Source organism: Roseibium sp. MMSF_3544, assembly GCF_030732845.1.
Taxonomy (GTDB): Bacteria; Pseudomonadota; Alphaproteobacteria; order Rhizobiales; family Stappiaceae; genus Roseibium.
This window is the reverse complement of the sequence record NZ_JASHKA010000011.1, coordinates 228,758-245,036: the sequence shown is the minus strand read 5'-3', so window position 1 is coordinate 245,036 and position 16,279 is coordinate 228,758. Positions and strand designations below refer to the sequence as shown.

The 16,279-nt window shown below is 56.2% G+C and carries 14 protein-coding genes; 4 read left to right on the top strand and 10 right to left on the bottom strand.

Going from position 1 to position 16,279, the window contains the following annotated elements; all coding sequences use genetic code 11:
- Together RBB47_RS17715 and RBB47_RS17710 are read right to left on the bottom strand one after the other, a co-directional pair.
- The coding region (locus RBB47_RS17715) for a hypothetical protein (RefSeq protein WP_305987189.1) at positions 1-193 on the bottom strand (193 nt) is incomplete at its 3' end.
- Between the two features lie 18 nt (positions 194-211).
- A complete protein-coding gene (locus RBB47_RS17710) occupies positions 212-2,926 on the bottom strand; it encodes a caspase family protein (protein WP_305987188.1) in 2,715 nt (904 codons plus the stop codon).
- 299 nt (positions 2,927-3,225) lie between these two features.
- Here RBB47_RS17710 and RBB47_RS17705 point away from each other — a divergent pair, with 299 nt between their 5' ends.
- Positions 3,226-4,077 (top strand): GNAT family N-acetyltransferase, encoded by an 852-nt coding sequence (locus tag RBB47_RS17705; protein ID WP_305987187.1) that lies wholly within the window; start codon positions 3,226-3,228, stop codon positions 4,075-4,077.
- Positions 4,078-4,094: 17 nt separating this feature from the next.
- Here the strand turns inward: RBB47_RS17705 and RBB47_RS17700 are convergent, their stop codons facing one another.
- The 7 genes from RBB47_RS17700 to RBB47_RS17670 form a co-directional block, all read right to left on the bottom strand.
- Positions 4,095-5,039 (bottom strand): ornithine cyclodeaminase family protein, encoded by a 945-nt coding sequence (locus tag RBB47_RS17700; RefSeq protein WP_305987186.1) that lies wholly within the window; start codon positions 5,037-5,039, stop codon positions 4,095-4,097.
- A 104-nt stretch (positions 5,040-5,143) separates the two neighbouring features.
- Positions 5,144-6,244 carry a calcium:proton antiporter gene (locus tag RBB47_RS17695; RefSeq protein ID WP_305987185.1) on the bottom strand — a complete coding sequence of 367 codons (1,101 nt, stop codon included), beginning with the start codon at positions 6,242-6,244 and terminating at the stop codon, positions 5,144-5,146.
- A gap of 150 nt (positions 6,245-6,394) precedes the next feature.
- The gene (locus RBB47_RS17690; RefSeq protein ID WP_305987184.1) at positions 6,395-7,174 is read right to left on the bottom strand and encodes an ABC transporter ATP-binding protein; all 780 of its coding nucleotides are present in this window, start codon (positions 7,172-7,174) and stop codon (positions 6,395-6,397) included.
- On the bottom strand, positions 7,171-7,926 hold the full coding sequence (locus RBB47_RS17685) for an ABC transporter ATP-binding protein (protein WP_305987183.1): 756 nt from the start codon (positions 7,924-7,926) through the stop codon (positions 7,171-7,173). Before RBB47_RS17685 ends, RBB47_RS17690 begins: the two co-directional genes overlap by 4 nt.
- 11 nt (positions 7,927-7,937) lie before the next feature.
- On the bottom strand, positions 7,938-9,140 hold the full coding sequence (locus tag RBB47_RS17680; RefSeq protein ID WP_305987182.1) for a branched-chain amino acid ABC transporter permease: 1,203 nt from the start codon (positions 9,138-9,140) through the stop codon (positions 7,938-7,940).
- 3 nt (positions 9,141-9,143) lie between these two features.
- Entirely contained in the window at positions 9,144-10,175 is a 1,032-nt protein-coding gene (locus RBB47_RS17675; protein WP_305987181.1) for a branched-chain amino acid ABC transporter permease, read from the bottom strand.
- Between the two features lie 109 nt (positions 10,176-10,284).
- A complete protein-coding gene (locus RBB47_RS17670; protein ID WP_305987180.1) occupies positions 10,285-11,640 on the bottom strand; it encodes a substrate-binding protein in 1,356 nt (451 codons plus the stop codon).
- A gap of 488 nt (positions 11,641-12,128) precedes the next feature.
- Here RBB47_RS17670 and RBB47_RS17665 point away from each other — a divergent pair, with 488 nt between their 5' ends.
- The 3 genes from RBB47_RS17665 (at position 12,129) to RBB47_RS17655 (ending at position 15,313) form a co-directional block, all read left to right on the top strand.
- Entirely contained in the window at positions 12,129-12,737 is a 609-nt protein-coding gene (locus RBB47_RS17665) for a pyridoxamine 5'-phosphate oxidase family protein (protein ID WP_305987179.1), read from the top strand.
- 75 nt (positions 12,738-12,812) lie between these two features.
- Positions 12,813-14,855, top strand: a complete 2,043-nt coding sequence (locus tag RBB47_RS17660; RefSeq protein ID WP_305987178.1) for a M3 family metallopeptidase — start codon at positions 12,813-12,815, stop codon at positions 14,853-14,855.
- A 56-nt stretch (positions 14,856-14,911) separates the two neighbouring features.
- Positions 14,912-15,313: a DUF423 domain-containing protein gene (locus RBB47_RS17655; protein ID WP_305987177.1), complete on the top strand. Its 402-nt coding sequence runs from the start codon at positions 14,912-14,914 to the stop codon at positions 15,311-15,313.
- Between the two features lie 5 nt (positions 15,314-15,318).
- On the opposite strand, the gene fghA is transcribed toward RBB47_RS17655, so the two are convergent.
- Positions 15,319-16,146, bottom strand: coding sequence for an S-formylglutathione hydrolase (gene fghA, locus RBB47_RS17650; protein WP_305987176.1), 828 nt, complete (start codon positions 16,144-16,146; stop codon positions 15,319-15,321).
- Positions 16,147-16,279: the final 133 nt, after the last annotated feature.

The following is a 16,279-nucleotide window of genomic DNA, read 5'->3' as shown; positions in this document are numbered from 1 at the left end:
CACCGCCGTCGCTATTGCCACCGTAGTCACGATTGTTGCGCTGGGAGACCGTGCTTGCAGTTGGAGTGGTCGTGGTTGTCGTCGTTGTTGTAACAGACGCTGTTGATCCCGATGTCTGGGGCTGTGTCATGCATCCAGCCAAAAACAACGTGGCCATGCAGGTTGCAGAAAGCACAATTGCTGTTGGTTTCATTCTTTTCTCCTAAAAGTTCTAGAACAAATCATATCGTGGCCGATTCTGTTCCCACTGATACTTGATCAGTGCAACCAGAGCATCGTCCCCTTGGACCGGAGCAAGGTCCGAAGCTTCGAAGAATTTTGAAAGCGCCTCACGTGTTTTCCGACCTGGTTGGCCGTCGACCGGACCGGGCTCGAACCCGAGATCGGTCAGCGTCTGCTGCAGGACTTTCGCCTTCATGGTCCTATTGGCACCTTTCAGGTCAGCCTTTCCTTTTTCCGCAGCTGATGAGGACGGATCAACAATGGTTGCCATGGCCAGCATTCTGACCCTGTCGCGGCCCGCTGCCTCGCCCGACTGTTGGCCGAGCATCCAAGCGGTATTGTAAGCACCCCAGGCATCGCCGCGCTCTGCGCTCTCCCGGAACCATTTGGTCGCCTGCTCTTCGCTTTTTTCAACGCCTTGGCCATTGAAATAGAGTAGACCAATTGCCGTTCCGGCAGCCGGATGGCCACCCTCATGTGCTTTTGTGAACCAGCCAAGAGCGGCATCGAAGTCCTGTTCAGTGCCTTTGCCGTCCCGGTACAAAACACCCATGTTGTGATAGCCATAGATGTCTTCGCGGGATGCGGAGCGGTTGAAATAGTAAACCGCGCGATCAACGTTTTCCTCTAGGTGCAGGCCACGCATGTAGAAGTTGCCGATCGCGTTGAAAGAAAATGTGTGCCCGGCCTCAACGGACTGCAGCAGTTTTTCGAGGCCTTCCTTCTCGTTCTGTTTTGTGCCTTCACCCTTGATCTGGGCCATGCCGAGCGAATGCAATGCGTAGGCATCACCACGTTCGGCGGCACTGCCATAAAGCTCGACCGCCTTCTCGCGGTTCCTGTCCATGCCGGCGCCAAGATAGTTCAGCCGGCCGAGCAGGTAGCCGGCGCGGACGTGGCCCATCTGGTAGGCCTGTTCAAACAGATCCGCCGCGCGTTCCACTTCGCCGGCGGCCAATGCACCGCGACCACGCTGGAACACGAACCGACCCGTCTCAGGATAGGCCTCTGCAGCTTCGGCGCAGGCTTTCTCGACGGCCTGCGAGTCCAATTCATTGGCAAGCCGGCCCTCAGTGACCGCCTGCAAGTCGAACGGCTGCGTTGCGAGCTGATCGCATTGTGTGACACGCGGCTGAACGATCTGGGTGATCTTCTGGGGCGTCTGACCGGCTTCGGCAGGCAGTTCCAGTTCAAACCGGCGCGCTTCAAGCTCGGAACCAATTTGAGGGCGGACGGTGAGCGACGACAGGGCCGAGACCGGGAATCGGTCCCCGGACCGCAAAAGACGACCCTCAGTCGACAGTTGCAGGTCGCTGTCGACTGAAACAACTTTCAGCCAGTCGTCGGATGCCGGCAGCCCCTCATCGGGGGCTTGCGGGTAAACGGCGACCGGACCAACGCCGATATCGGCCTCCGCGGCCGAGCCGCTTGCCGTTTCATTGAGCCAGGCGATCAAGGCTTCCATACGTTGGCGGCGCTCGTCTTCCTGGTCTTGCTGGTCAGCGACTTGCTCAGCCTGCACAACCGTGATCGAGGCAATTGCAGAAGCAGACCCGCCCCACTCGTCAGAAACTTCGTACCCGATCAGCTCTACGTCGCCGTTGCCAGAGCCTGAGGGATAAAATTCCAGGCTGGCGAGCTGCACGGCGCTCAACTTGTCCCCCTCACCGACGACGTTGCCGTCTGGCAACCGCAACTCTCCTTTTTCAGGAGACAGCGTGAGGGTTGCCGTGATGGCTCCCCCTTCGGGCTGAACGGGCTCAGGTATGCCGAGCGGGGCCGCGTCATTTCCAACCGGAACGCTCACCCGGTGATGAGCTGTAACGATCGGCTCCGGTTTGGGCGGAACAAAATAGAAATTGGTGACGAGAGTAGAATCTTCGTAAGGGATTTGCTGCCCGCCGGTTTTGCGCACGACCTCGTCGCGCACCTTTGTCATCAATTCCTTTATCTCAAGGTTTGGGTCCAAAGCATGACCGACGACGGAGGATGTGAACGGGCTCAGCGGCCCCTCGCCGTCATAGGCGACCTGGCCAGGCCGTGTTGCATATGAAATGAAACTGCCCAGTTTGTTCGGAATTCTGCGCAGCCCACGGGTCTTTCCAAGCGCGTATTCCTGCTCGCCCCAAAAGAGGCTGCCGATTTCAAATGGATTGTCCCTGCACGCATCCAGCATCACGATCTGCAGGCTCGACGCTGCCTTCATGTAGTCGAGCAGGTGTGAAACCTTCAGGCTCTCGAATTCAAGGTCATACTGCGTCGCAAGCTTTGCATCGACGGGCAACAGGAAATTCGACTCTCCAACCTGTAGCGCGTGGCCGGAATAGTAGAAAAGAGCCGTGTCGCCATCGTTGAGTTCTCGAAGAAACCGGCGAACGACCTTTTCGAGTTCCTTCTTGCTGAGGTTCATGCCGACCGTGACATCGAAGTCCGCCTCGCGGAGCATCTTCGAAATTTCACGCGTGTCATTGAGCGGGTTCACAAGTGGTTCGACATACTTGTAGTCCTGATTGCCGATCACAAGTGCGACCCTGCGCCCGTCTTCTTCTCCCGTTGACCCGACAGCCGGTGCCACCGCGAGGGCAAAACCGACAGGCAAGCTAATCAACCCGACCCTAACGGCCCGGTTAAAGCGGGATATGGGACCTGAAACCGTGTCTTTCGCCGACCGCATTAGGGCAGGCAGATAATTCCGTTTGTACATGTCGCCCTCAGCGCTGTTTTCGGCACTGTACTTTTAATACCTAATTTCAATTCGGTCTGTGACGTAGTTCACAGCAAATTTGATCCACCATCAGAGCGGACCCGCTCAATTCATAAAATAACGCTCAGTAAAGTGATGCACACTTGCGTCAACTTCGCAAGCGGGTCTTCGGATTAAACGACCAGCTTTTTGCAACAATTGATCTCGCTGTACACAATCCCGCTTACGATTTGAAATTGATCTCGACAGACCTAGGATGGCCAATCAATTCAAACAGCGACCTGAATGATTGAACGCGCATGTCAGACACCCTCACCATTCGCCGGTTGGACAAGAACGAGATCGATAAACTTATCGATATGGCCGTGCAGGAAGACTGGAACCCCGGCCTGGAAGACGGAGTTGCGTTTCATGCCGCCGATCCCAACGGCTTTTTCGCCGGCGACATTGACGGCCAACTCATCAACATAATTTCCGCAGTCCGCTACTCAGATACATTCGGCTTTATCGGGTTTTACCTTTGCAAACAGGAATTCAGAGGCAAAGGCTACGGGTCTCAAATCTGGGATCACGCCATGGATTACCTCGGCGCGCTCGTGATCGGGCTCGACTCAGTGAGCGAACAGGTTCCGAGATACACAAAACAAGGCTTCAGATCGGTATATCGCAACGTCCGCCAAACCGGGTTTTCCATGTGCGATACACCGATGGACCCGCGACTTGCTCCGCTGGGACAGGGACTGTTTCCGTCGGTCAGAGACTACGACACGCGCTTCTTTCCAGCCCCCCGCCCGGACTTCTTGGAAATTTGGACCTCGCCCATGAGCGAAACGCGACGGGGCTTCGCATTTGTGGAAAACGGTGACGTCAAAGGATATGGCGTCATTCGCCAGTGCCATGAAGGGTTCAAGATCGGGCCGCTGTTTGCCGACACGCCTGAAATCGCGGATACGCTGTTTCGGGCACTCGCCGGACAGGCAAAGGGTCAATACATCATCTTCGACACGCCGGAACCCAATGCGGCCGCCCTTCTTCTGGCAGAGAAATACGAATTGTCGCCTGAATTCGAAACGTTGCGCATGTACCGCGGTGCGGACCCCGACCTGCCGCTTGACCAGATCTACGGGCTCACCACGTTCGAGCTTGGCTAACCTTGATCGCTAAGCTGCTAATGTTCAATGTTGCGATAGACAAGCATGGCGCCGGCCAGGTCTTCCAACGCAGCGCCGACGGACTTGAACATCGTAATTGCTTCGTCAGACTGACGCCCCGGGTGATTTCCACGGCAAAGATCGTAAAGATCCGCCTGGATGTCGCTTTGAGAGATCAGCCCTGACTTTAGCGGTTGAACGATGTCTCCGCCTTCAGACAGGCAGCCTTCGCGCGTATCGACAAAAATTTCGGCGCGTTTGATCAGATCGTCGTCGCTCTCACGCATTGTCGGCTTGAATGCTCCGACGAGATCGACGTGTGCGCCCGGCTTGAGCGCGTTTCCCTTGATCAGGGGTTCGCTCGAAAGTGTCGCTGCGCTGACGATGTCGGCTTCACCAAGCGCGTCCCGAAGGTTGTTTGCAGCCCGGATCCGGATCGGAAGCTGCGCATTCAACTCTTTGACAAACTCCTCGGTTTTTTGCGTCGAGCGCCCCCAGATCGTCACGTCTTCGATTGATCGGATTGCCATGTGTGCGGCGATCAGGTTGGGGGCGAGCCGTCCGGTTCCAAGAACCAGAAGGTGCCGCGCATCGGAGCGCGAGAGATAGCGGGCGGCCAACGCGGACGCTGCGGCGGTGCGGCGCGCCGTCAGTTCGCCGCCATCAATCATGGCAAGCATTTCGCCCGTTCGCGCGTCGGACAACAGATATTGGCCATGGACCGCCGGGAGATTGCGTTCTGAGTTTCCGGGTACCACGTTCACGACCTTCACGCCGGCATACCCACCGGGCACCCATGCGGGCATCAACAACATGGTCCCTTCCGGTTCGCCCGGTATCTCGAAGTCATGGTGGTGTCGTGTTGGCATCGTGCAACCGGAGCGGAACATTTCCGCCAGGGCATCGATCAGGTCCGGGAATGGAAGAGCATCGCGCGTTTGGTCTTCGGACAGAAGCAGCATGGAATATCATTCGAATTTTAGTAATACATAGCGCGACCAAATCACAGATAGCGAGCCGGACCAAGCCGTTAGCGCCGGAGAAAATGCAATTTGACCTGCAATTTTCACGCTAAATCGAAGATCATCATCACATAGGCGGCAAAGAGCGCAAGATGAACGGCACCCTGCAGATAGTTTGTGGTCCGGGTCCCGAAGGTAATCAGACTGACGACAAGCGTTAGGACAAGAAGCACAATATCTGCAAGCTCGAGACCGAGTTCGAGCGTGTGGCCAGTGACCCAGCTCACAATCAGCACGGCCGGCACCGTCAGCCCGATGGTCGACACCGCCGCGCCCAGGCAAATGTTGACGGCGCGCTGCAACTTGTTTTCCCACGCAGCCTGGACCCCGCTCAAGCCTTCCGGCATCAACACCAGGGCAGCGACGATGAAGCCGCTGAGTGCGATCGGAGCGCCAATTCCGGCGATGCCGAATTCAACATAAAGCGCCAGTTTCTTTGACAAGAGAATAATAGGCACCAAGGCGGCGAAGAGGCCGATGACATGATACGGGATCGACCTGACAGCGGCACCATGATGCGCGTCGTCACCGTCACCTGCATCCGGCTGGCGGAAGATGTCGGTGTGGGTCACCGTCTGCATGGCGAGGAAAACACCGTAAAGCGACAGCGACATAACGATCTCGAAACCGGCCTGAAGGGGGGACAATTCCCCACCGGGAGCTGAGTGTGTGACCCTGGGAAGGACCAGCGCGAATATCGCCAGCGGAACCAGTATCGACAAAAACGCGTTTGCGCCCTGGAGATTGTAGGTCTGGTTCTTGTGCCTCAGCCCACCGGCAAGAAGGCATATGCCGATCAGTCCGTTGAGAACGATCATGATCACAGAAAACATTGTATCGCGCGCCATGGCGGGCGCCGCCTGACCGGAAATCATGATTGCCACGATCAAAGCCACTTCGATCCCGACAACCGAAAGCGTCAGGATCAACGTGCCGTAGGGTTCGCCGAGGATCGTGGCGAGCCCCTCCGCGTGCTTCACGACCGCAAATGCACACCACATGATCGTCAGGAAGATCAGCGCCAACAACAAAAGAGACGGACCGATACCGATCACTTCCGGTTTCAGGACATTGCCGGCCGCCGTGAACCCGGCAAACACCGCAAAGCCGGTTAGGCTGGGTAAGGCAGATCTTAATATGGACAAAGGACACCACCGTGCCGCGTTGGAATGTGAGTGCTCCTTTAAGACAATAAAGCTCTCCAGCAAATTACGGCAAGATTAACAATGAGTAGGTTGTGCAAACAAAAAAGCCGGCGCTTGGCGCCGGCTTATTTCAAGTCTGCTTGCGTCGTGTCAGATCGCAAGATACTCCTGCCGCAGTTCGGCATTGTCGAGAACTTCCTGGGCGGTGCCGTCAAAAACGACCTCGCCCATGTCCAGAATGACGGCGCGGTCAGCCAGATGCAGCGCGGCGATCGCATTCTGCTCCACAATGATTGTGGTGATTCCGAGTTCCTTGACGCCCTCGAGGATACGCTCGATTTCCTGAACGATCACCGGAGCAAGACCTTCATATGGCTCGTCGAGGAGCAATAGCTTGATATCCCTGGCCAGAATCCGTGCAACAGCCAGCATCTGCTGTTCGCCGCCGGACATCGTAACGCCCTCCTGGGACCGGCGTTCGGCCAGGCGCGGAAAGTGGTCATAGATCCGTTCAATCGACCACCCTTTTGGCTCCGCGATTTGCGAAAGTTCGAGATTTTCCTGAACCGTCAGACCAGGAATGATGCATCGGTCTTCCTGGACAAGACCGACACCCACGCGCGCTGCCTGAAAGCTCTTCATCTCATGCAAGGGCTTGTGATCGAGCCAGATCTCGCCATGTGTCAGGTTTGGATCATCCATGCGGGCGATCGTGCGCAAAGTCGATGTCTTGCCCGCACCGTTCCGCCCGAGAAGCGCCAGGATTTCTCCTTCGCGGACATCGAAACTGACGCCCTGTACAATGTAGCTCTCACCGTAATAGGAGTGGAGGTCCCATGCCGAGAAAAACGCTGGTGCCGTGCCCCGCGCCGGTTTCGGTTTGATTGCCGGCGCCGTCTTGCCGGCGAACTGATCTTCGAGAATGGTCACAGGTGCGCTCCTCCGAGATAGGCTTCCTGAACGCGCGGATCGCCTTTGATATCTTCCGGCTTGCCCTCGGCGATGATCGCGCCCTGGGCAAGGACGCTTACCTTTTCTGCGAGCGAGAACACCACATGCATGTCGTGTTCGATCACCACCTTGGTGATGCCGCGGTCGCCAATGCGCTTCAAAAGATCGATCGTGTTGTTGGTATCGGCCCGCGACATGCCCGCCGTCGGTTCATCCAGAAGAAGAAGCTTCGGATCCTGCGACAGGCACATGGCGAGTTCCAGGCGACGCTTGTCGCCGCGGGACAGTGAGCCCGCTATACTATCTCTCTTCTCCGCCAGCCCGACGTCTTCAAGCATATGCATAGCCTTGTCGCAGATTTCGGCATCGCTGGCGACATTCTTGAACGCGTGCAACTGGAATTCGCCGTCCCGCTTCGCAAGGGCCGGGATCATGATGTTTTCCATCAGGGTAAGATCCCCGAAGATCTCCGGTGTCTGAAACACTCGGGACACACCAACCTGGTTGATCTCATAGGGTTTCATGCCCGTCAGCGAAATATCACCAAACATCACGGAGCCGGTATCCGGTATCAACCTTCCAATGAGGCAGTTCAGGAAAGTCGACTTGCCGGCACCGTTCGGACCGATGATTGCGTGAACCGTTCCTTCTTCTACTGAGAAGTTAACATTGTTGAGGGCCCTCAAGCCCCCAAACGATTTGTTCACATCCTCGACACGCAAAATATCCATCTAAAATCACCTTATTCAGCAGGAGCGGCCGAGGCGCGCGCCGAGGAATCCTTGTCAGAGGATTTGCGTTTGAAGAGACGGCCGATCCGTTCCACACCTTCCATGATGCCACCGGGCAGGAAGATCACGATCAGCATGAACATGATGCCGAGTGTCAAATGCCAGCCCTTGCCGATAAACGGATGAATGACAAAGACAAGGAAATCGGCGACGCCCTCTGGCAGGGCCGAGAACCAGCCGTAGAGCACGTTGTCGTTGATCTTGGAGAAAATGTTCTCGAAGTACTTGATGAAGCCTGCGCCGAGCACCGGACCGATCAGCGTGCCAGCGCCGCCCAGGATGGTCATCAGAACCACTTCGCCCGACGCTGTCCATTGCATGCGTTCCGCGCCGGCAAGCGGATCCATTGCCACCATCAGTCCGCCGGCAAGACCGGCATACATTCCGGAGATGACAAACGCGGCGAGCGTATAAGGCCTGCTGTTCAGACCGGTGAAGTTCATGCGCTGCTGGTTCGACTTCACGGCGCGCAGCATCATGCCGAACGGCGAGCGGAAAATTCTGACGGCAACGTAGAAAGCGATCATCATGACCACCGCGCACAGATAGTACCCGGCGTTGAAGGTGAACAACCAGCCGCCCAGACTGAGCTCATAACTTTCTCGCATTGCAAGACCGAAAAGGTTTGCCGCCGGAATTGCACCGTTTTCCTGGCTGACGCCCAGAATGCGAGGATCATCAAGCGCAAGCTGCAGGCCGGTTTCCCCGTTGGTGATCGGTGTCAGCACCGAATAAGCCAGCGAGAACGACATCTGGGCAAAAGCCAGTGTGAGGATGGAGAAGTAGATCCCCGATCGACGCAGCGAAATGTATCCGACAAGCAGCGAAAACAATCCGGCGAAAATGACCGACATGAAGATCGCCGGAATGACGTTCATCGTCAGCAGTTTCATCATCCAGACGCCGGCGTAGGACCCTACGCCAAGGAAGGCAGCGTGACCGAAACTCAAGTATCCGGTGAGGCCGAACAGTATGTTGAAGCCGATCGCGAAGATACCGAAGATCAGAAACCTCTGCATCAGATCGGGATATCCGGCATTGAACTGGGCCAGTTCGGAATTTTCCGGAAACGGATTGAGCAGAAACGGAGCCAGCACCACCAGAACCAGGACAAGAAGGAACAGAGAGGTGTCTTTTTTGTTGAGTCCAAGCATGAGTTAGCTCTCCATAACACCCTTGCGGCCCATCAGACCCCGCGGACGGGTCAGGAGGATCACGATTGCAACTAGATAAATGATGATCTGGTTGATGCCTGGCAGAAGCGCGACAACCTGTGCCATTGAGGCGAAACTCTCAAGAATTCCAAGAAGGAACCCGGCCAGAACTGCGCCCGGAAGAGAGCCCATGCCGCCCACGACAACCACAACGAAGCTGAGCACCAGGAAGTCCATTCCCATGTGATAGTTGGGCGAGTTGATTGGCGCGTACATGACACCTGCAAGGCCCGCGACCACGGCAGCCAGCGCAAACATGAAGGTGAAGCGCTTGTCGATGTTGATCCCCAGAAGTCCGACCGTCTGTCTGTCGGCCATGCCGGCGCGCACCACCATCCCGAAGGTTGTAAACTGCAGGAACGCAAACACCGCGCCGATAATGCCGGCGGCAAACAGGAAGTAGACGATACGCCAGTAGGGATAGATGATGACGTTCGGGTCCATGCCGATCATCGCACCGAAATCAAGGCTGCCCGCGAAGGCATCCGGCGCCGGTGTCGGGATCGGGTTTGCACCGAAGAAATACTTGATGATCTCCTGAAGAACGATCGCAAGACCGAATGTCACCAGGATCTGATCCGCATGAGGACGCTTGTAGAAATACTTGATCAGACCGCGTTCCATGAACAGGCCTACAAGAGCCATGATCGGGATGGAGAACAGGATCGCGAGTGGAACCGACCAATCTATGATCGCAGCCCCTGTTTCCGGGCCGAACCATGCTTCGACATAAGGTGTTTCCACCTTGAGCGGATTGCCCAGAAAGTCTGTCTGCGTCTCATCGATAGTGACGAAGGACAGAGAAAGCAGACGGCTGAGGGTAACCGCGCAGAAAGCCCCGATCATGAACAGCGCGCCATGCGCGAAATTGACCACGCCCAACGTTCCGAAGATGAGGGTCAGGCCCAGGGCAATCAGCGCATAGGCCGAGCCTTTGTCCAGACCGTTCAGAATTTGAAGAAGTATCGCGTCCATCGCTCTCAACTCGGATGTTCAGCGCGCGTCGCGGTGGCCCCCAACCGCGCAGAATTTCAAGGAAACGGGACAGGACGAAAACCGCCCTGCCCCTTCGCAATCAAGGATATCAGGCGCCCGGGTTACAGGTTCCCAGCGCACCGCCCGCAAACTGCGGATGATCCGGCGGATAGGTAACCTGAGCTGCCGGCGTCACTTCGACGATCTCAAGAAGGTCGAACGCGGAGCTCGGGTTTTCCTTACCCTTCACCACGAGAACGTCCTTGAAGCACTGGTGATCTTCGGCACGATAAAGCGTCTTGCCGTTGCCCAGACCGTCGAACTCGAAGCCTTCGAGGGCTTCAACCACGCCGCATGGGTTGAACGTACCGGCACGCTCACACGCATCGGCATAAAGCAGTGCCTGCACGTAGGTGGTGTGCGCAGCCTGGCTCGGCGGGAAGCCGTATTCCTGACCGAAGGACTTCACGAAGGCCTTGGAGCCTTCATCCTGCAGTGACCAGTGCCAGTTGGTGGATCCGAAGATGCCCTTAACGTTCTCACCGGCACCCTTTGCCATCAGACGCGAGTACAACGGAACGATGATCTCGAAGTTCTTGCCGTTCACCTGCTTGTCGCGCAGACCGAACTGAACCGCGTTGGTGAGCGAGTTCACCATGTTACCACCGTAGTGGTTCAGGACGAGAACGTCCGCATCGGACTGAAGAACAGGTGTGATGTAAGCGGAGAAGTCCGTCGCTGCGAGCGGCGTCTTGACCGTTTCAACAGTCTCCCAGCCCAGAGCTTCCGTGGACTCGCGCACAGCCTGCTCTGTGGTGTAACCCCAGTTGTAGTCTGCAGTCAGGTGATAGGCCTTGCGGTCTTCACCATAAGCGTTCTTCAGAACCGGTGCGAGCGCAGCGCCCGACATGTAGGAGTTGAAGAAGTGACGGAAGCCGTTGGCTTTCTTGTCTTTACCAGTGGTGTCGTTGGAGTGGGTCAGGCCGGCCATGAAAATCACGCCTGCTTCCTGGCAAAGCGCCTGGACAGCAACGGCCACGCCGGAGGACGAACCACCGGTGATCATGATCGCACCATCTTTTTCGATCATGGATTTCGCGGATGCGCGCGCCGCGTCCGATTTGGTTTGGGTGTCGCCGGTGACGTATTCGACCTTCTTGCCAAGGATACCGTTGCCCTTGAGCGCCTTGGACGAGAACGTGCTCAGCATTCCGCCGTCGCCTTCTCCGTTCAGGTGCTTCACGGCAAGCTGGTATGCGCGCAGTTCATCTGCGCCTTCGTCGGCATAAGGTCCGGTCTGCGGGACGTTGAAACCCAGTGTTACCGTCGAACCGGTGGGCTCGTTGAGGTAACCCTGCGACCAGGCCCGGCTCGAGAAGACCGTGGGCATGGCAAGCGCGGTACCACCGAGCGCACCAGCGCGCAAAATGGAACGACGATTAAAGGGTTTGCGAATTAAGCTCATACTTTCCTCCCAGAAAGGCACGATGCGCCCCCTTTGGACGCATCTGCGATAGCTGTACAGCCGCTAGCAATTCTGGACTGTTCCCCGACCGGAACACCGGCACCTCACTGCCAAAACCGCAAGCCGGTGGAACTGTAGAAAAAGACATTACAAATCAGCAATACGACTATCGGATCGCATCCGGCAGGAAACTCATTAGACTTTCGAAGTATTCACGGCTAATCGCAGCTTCATTAAGTCAAGAATTATTGCATTGCAGCATCTGTTTTTCTGCAAACAAACAACATCTTAATTGATTTGATTTTGGCAGCGCAAAATATTCCTAACGCCCGAGCGAAAAACGGAAATATCTTCAGCCGCTTAGACGAAAGTTGTACACGAAAACAATCTTGTCACAGGGTTCAGGTTCAATTGACGGCGGTGGCGCTGCAAAGATAGGCTGCAATCGCCTCCGCTACTCGCCTTTTTCGCTATCAGGACACATACTTATGACCATTCTTTCGTCGCTCGAAGAATTGCACACCCATTACGGATCAGTCGGTGAGGCATCTCTGATCAAGGAGATTGATTCGCTTAGTCCCGCATACCGGAAGATCGTCGAAAACGCGGCGTTTTGCGCACTCTCCACATGCGGTCCCGAGGGCCTTGATTGTTCTCCGCGCGGCGATGACGGCCCTGTCGTTCGAATAAAGGATGGCCGGACGCTGCTACTTCCGGACCGGCGCGGCAACAATCGAATTGATTCGCTGCGGAATATCATCCGCGATCCGCGTGTTGCGCTGATGTTCATGGTACCCGGTTGGAACAATGTTCTCAGGGCAAACGGCAAAGCGGTTATTTCCGTCGACCCGGATCTGCTTGCGTCGTTCGAAAAAGAAGACCGTCAGCCGAGATCCGTCATCGTCATTACGATCGACGCGGTCTATTTTCAGTGCGCACGCGCCATCATGCGAGCAGGGCTCTGGAGGCCGGAGAGCCGGATTTCAGACGGCGACCTGCCGACGCCGGGCGCGATCATGCAAGAAATCAAGGATGGCTTCGACGGGCGGGCCTATGACGAGGCCTGGCCTGAACGGGCTGCCAAGAGCATGTGGTGACATCAACCCTTGGAACATGGGGCATCGAGCTCCATATTTCTGTGAACTTTCTGACATCATCCACCGAGGACTTTCATGACCGCCAATCCGCTGCTCGCCGACTGGACAACTCCATTCGAACTGCCGCCATTCAGCGATATCGATCCGGGACACTTCGAGGAAGCCTTCGAGACTGCGATGGCAGAAGCCCGTGCTGAAAGCGATGCAATAGCGGACCAGCTCGCGGAACCAACGTTCGAAAACACGATTGTTGCGCTTGAAGGGTCCGGCAAGCGGCTGACAAAGGTCGCGCGCACATTTTTCAATCTCTCCAGCGCCGATACCAATGAGGCCTTGCAAGCGATTGAGCGGGACGTTGCGCCAAAACTTGCCAAACATTCCTCTGACATGCTCTTGAACGAGAAGCTCTACGCGCGCATTGCGGCGCTTTGGGACCAGCGCAATTCGCTTGGCCTGAATTCCGAAGACGCAAAGGTTCTTGAGCGGTACCACAAGATGTTTCAACGGGCCGGTGCCGGTCTGGATGAAACCGGCAAGTCCCGCATGGCGGACATTTCGCAGCGGCTCGCGACCCTGGGAACGCAGTTTTCGCAGAACATCCTCAAGGATGAATCGGACTACCAACTTGTCCTGGAAACAGAGGAAGATCGTGCCGGGCTTCCCGACTTCTTGCTGACTGCGGCCGCAGAGGCAGCAAAGGAACGCGGGGTCGATGGCAAGCATGTCATTACCCTTTCCAGATCCAGCATCGAACCGTTCCTGCAATTTTCCACGAACCGGAGTTTGCGCGAAGAGGCGTTCAGAGCCTGGAGTGCGCGGGGCGAGCGCGACGGCAAAACCAACAATCGGGACATCATCGCTGAAACGCTGGCATTACGTGCGGAAAAGGCCGACCTGCTTGGGTTTGACAATTTCGCAGCCTTCAAACTCGACGACAGCATGGCAAAAAAACCCGACAATGTTCGCGAGTTGCTGACCAGGGTGTGGGAACCGGCAGTTGCGCAGGCTCGCGAGGAGCAAGCGAAGCTGGCGGAGATGGCGGCGGAAACAGGTGAAAACCACCCCATCGAAGCCTGGGACTGGCGCTTTTACTCTGAAAAGGTCCGCAAGGCAGAGCATGACCTCGATGAAACGGAGCTCAAACCCTACCTCCAACTCGACAACATGATTGCAGCAGCCTTTGAAACGGCAACACGCTTGTTCGGGCTGACATTCAAAGAACTGGACGGCCTACCGGTTTATCATCCTGATGTGCGTGCGTTCGAAGTTCTTGACCGTTCCGGCAAGCATGTTGGTCTTTTCCTCGGCGACTATTTTGCACGGCCTTCCAAACGCTCTGGCGCCTGGATGAGCGCATTTCGCTCACAGCACAAGATTGACGGCGAAATCTCGCCGATCATCGTCAACGTGATGAATTTCTCGAAAGGGGCCCCTGGCGAAGCAACACTTCTTACATTCGACGATGCCCGTACCCTGTTTCATGAGTTCGGTCACGCGTTGCACGGGCTCTTGTCCGACGTAACTTATCCGATGATATCTGGAACCAGTGTCGTGCGTGACTTCGTAGAGCTGCCGTCGCAGCTTTATGAACACTGGCTTTCTGAACCCGAAGTCCTGTCCAAATTCGCGACACACTACAAAACGGGTGACGCGATGCCGCCGGAATTGCTGGAAAAGCTTCTTGCTGCGGCCAATTTCAACCAGGGTTTTGCCACCGTAGAATACACGTCTTCTGCCTTGATCGATCTGGAATTGCATCTCTTGGACGATCCGGGTGATCTGGACATCGCCGCGTTCGAGAAGACAGAGCTCGACAAAATCGGAATGCCGGCGGCAATTACCATGCGCCATCGCATTCCCCATTTTCAGCACGTCTTTTCCGGGGACGCCTACTCTGCGGGCTATTACAGCTACATGTGGTCCGAAGTGATGGACGCGGATGCCTTCGGAGCTTTCGAAGAAGCTGGCGACATTTTCGATCCCGAAGCTGCCGAAAGATTACTGACGCATATCTACTCCGCAGGAGGTCATCCAGATCCCGCGGAGACCTACAAGGCATTCAGAGGGCGGGCTCCTGAAATCGATGCCCTCTTGAAAAAACGCGGGTTTGCGGCCTGAATACCGGGCGGCCGGACATCACTATCCGGCCGCAATGAGATATTCAGGAATAGAAAATGATCAAACCAATGGCGCCGCCACCTGAACCGACTGCGGGTCTTTTGCGTTATTGCCTCGTCCTGAGCGGTGTTGCAGGTGCGATTGGCGTTGTCAGCATGGCTTTGGCAGCACATGCGGGAAACGGGACCTCACTGACAACAGCCGCTCAGATGCTGATGTTCCACGCACCGGTCTTTCTCGGCATCGGTATCCTGGCGCAAATTCGCAAGGTTTTGCTACTTCCGATCACGGCATTTCTGCTGACAGCCGGACTGGTTCTGTTTTGCGGTGATCTGTTCAGCAGAACCTTTGCCAACGACCGATTGTTTCCCATGGCCGCGCCGATCGGCGGCATGTTCCTGATTGTCAGCTGGATTTCACTGACACTGGGAGCGATCCGTGTCAGACCGCGGTTCTGAGACCGCTAGTTCTTCAACCTGTCCGCATGCCAGGCGACATGATCGCGGGCGAATGTCGCAACGAAATAATACGAGTGATCGTAGCCTTCCTGCAGCCGGTAACAATGCGCCGTCTTGGTCTCGATGAGTGCGGATGAAAGAGCATCCGGTTTCAGGAGGTCAAAGAACTGATCATCCGCGCCCTGATCAACCAGGACATCACCGACCCAGCCCTTGTCCTTCAAAAGCAGCGATGCGTCGTGGCCCTGCCAAAGGTTTTCGTCTGCACCCAGGTAGGCACCCAGCTGTTTTCTTCCCCAATCCGACGCCGTCGGGTTTGAGATCGGTGCGAAGGCAGACAGAGATTGGTAATGTCCCGGATATTTCATTGCGAGCGTCAAGGCCCCGTGACCTCCCATGGAATGGCCGGTGATGCCGTGATGAACAGACACCGCGAAATGTTCGGTCACAAGGTCGCGCAATTCGCCGGCAACATAGGTTTCCATCTGGAAATGAGGGCTCCAGGGAGCTTCCGTCGCATTTACATAAAAACCTGCACCCTGCCCCAGGTCATAAGCGTCATCGTTGGCGACACCGTCGCCACGCGGGCTGGTATCGGGAAACACCAGGGCAATGCCGAATTCGGCCGCATGTGCCTGTAAACCGGCCTTGGTCATGGCGTTTTCGTGTGTGCAGGTCAGTCCAGACAGATACCAGAGACAGGGAACAGGCCCATCGAGCGCCTGAGGCGGCATATAGACCGCAAATGTCATCTCAACGCCGCACGCCTCCGACATGTGGCTGTAGACACCCTGAACACCGCCAAAGGCCTTGTTTTCCGAAACAGTTTTCATCTGAAGTCGCCTATCTGAAAATCAATCCACTCGCCTGGAACCTTTGGCGCGCGAAGAACTTGCGGAAATCCGGGCAACCCACGAACAGAAATGCTCCTGTCGTGGTGTCGCTCCGGATCTCCAATTGATTCGA

What these genes read in the sequence shown, in the direction of transcription:
- RBB47_RS17665 (WP_305987179.1), top strand. Translation starts at nt 12,129, where the DNA reads ATGACCATTCTTTCGTCGCTCGAAGAATTGCACACCCATTACGGATCA.
- RBB47_RS17700 (WP_305987186.1), bottom strand. Translation starts at nt 5,039, where the DNA reads ATGCTGCTTCTGTCCGAAGACCAAACGCGCGATGCTCTTCCATTCCCG.
- fghA (WP_305987176.1), bottom strand. Translation starts at nt 16,146, where the DNA reads ATGAAAACTGTTTCGGAAAACAAGGCCTTTGGCGGTGTTCAGGGTGTC.
- RBB47_RS17710 (WP_305987188.1), bottom strand. Translation starts at nt 2,926, where the DNA reads ATGTACAAACGGAATTATCTGCCTGCCCTAATGCGGTCGGCGAAAGAC.
- RBB47_RS17705 (WP_305987187.1), top strand. Translation starts at nt 3,226, where the DNA reads ATGTCAGACACCCTCACCATTCGCCGGTTGGACAAGAACGAGATCGAT.
- RBB47_RS17685 (WP_305987183.1), bottom strand. Translation starts at nt 7,926, where the DNA reads ATGGATATTTTGCGTGTCGAGGATGTGAACAAATCGTTTGGGGGCTTG.
- RBB47_RS17660 (WP_305987178.1), top strand. Translation starts at nt 12,813, where the DNA reads ATGACCGCCAATCCGCTGCTCGCCGACTGGACAACTCCATTCGAACTG.
- RBB47_RS17680 (WP_305987182.1), bottom strand. Translation starts at nt 9,140, where the DNA reads ATGCTTGGACTCAACAAAAAAGACACCTCTCTGTTCCTTCTTGTCCTG.
- RBB47_RS17655 (WP_305987177.1), top strand. Translation starts at nt 14,912, where the DNA reads ATGATCAAACCAATGGCGCCGCCACCTGAACCGACTGCGGGTCTTTTG.
- RBB47_RS17675 (WP_305987181.1), bottom strand. Translation starts at nt 10,175, where the DNA reads ATGGACGCGATACTTCTTCAAATTCTGAACGGTCTGGACAAAGGCTCG.
- RBB47_RS17670 (WP_305987180.1), bottom strand. Translation starts at nt 11,640, where the DNA reads ATGAGCTTAATTCGCAAACCCTTTAATCGTCGTTCCATTTTGCGCGCT.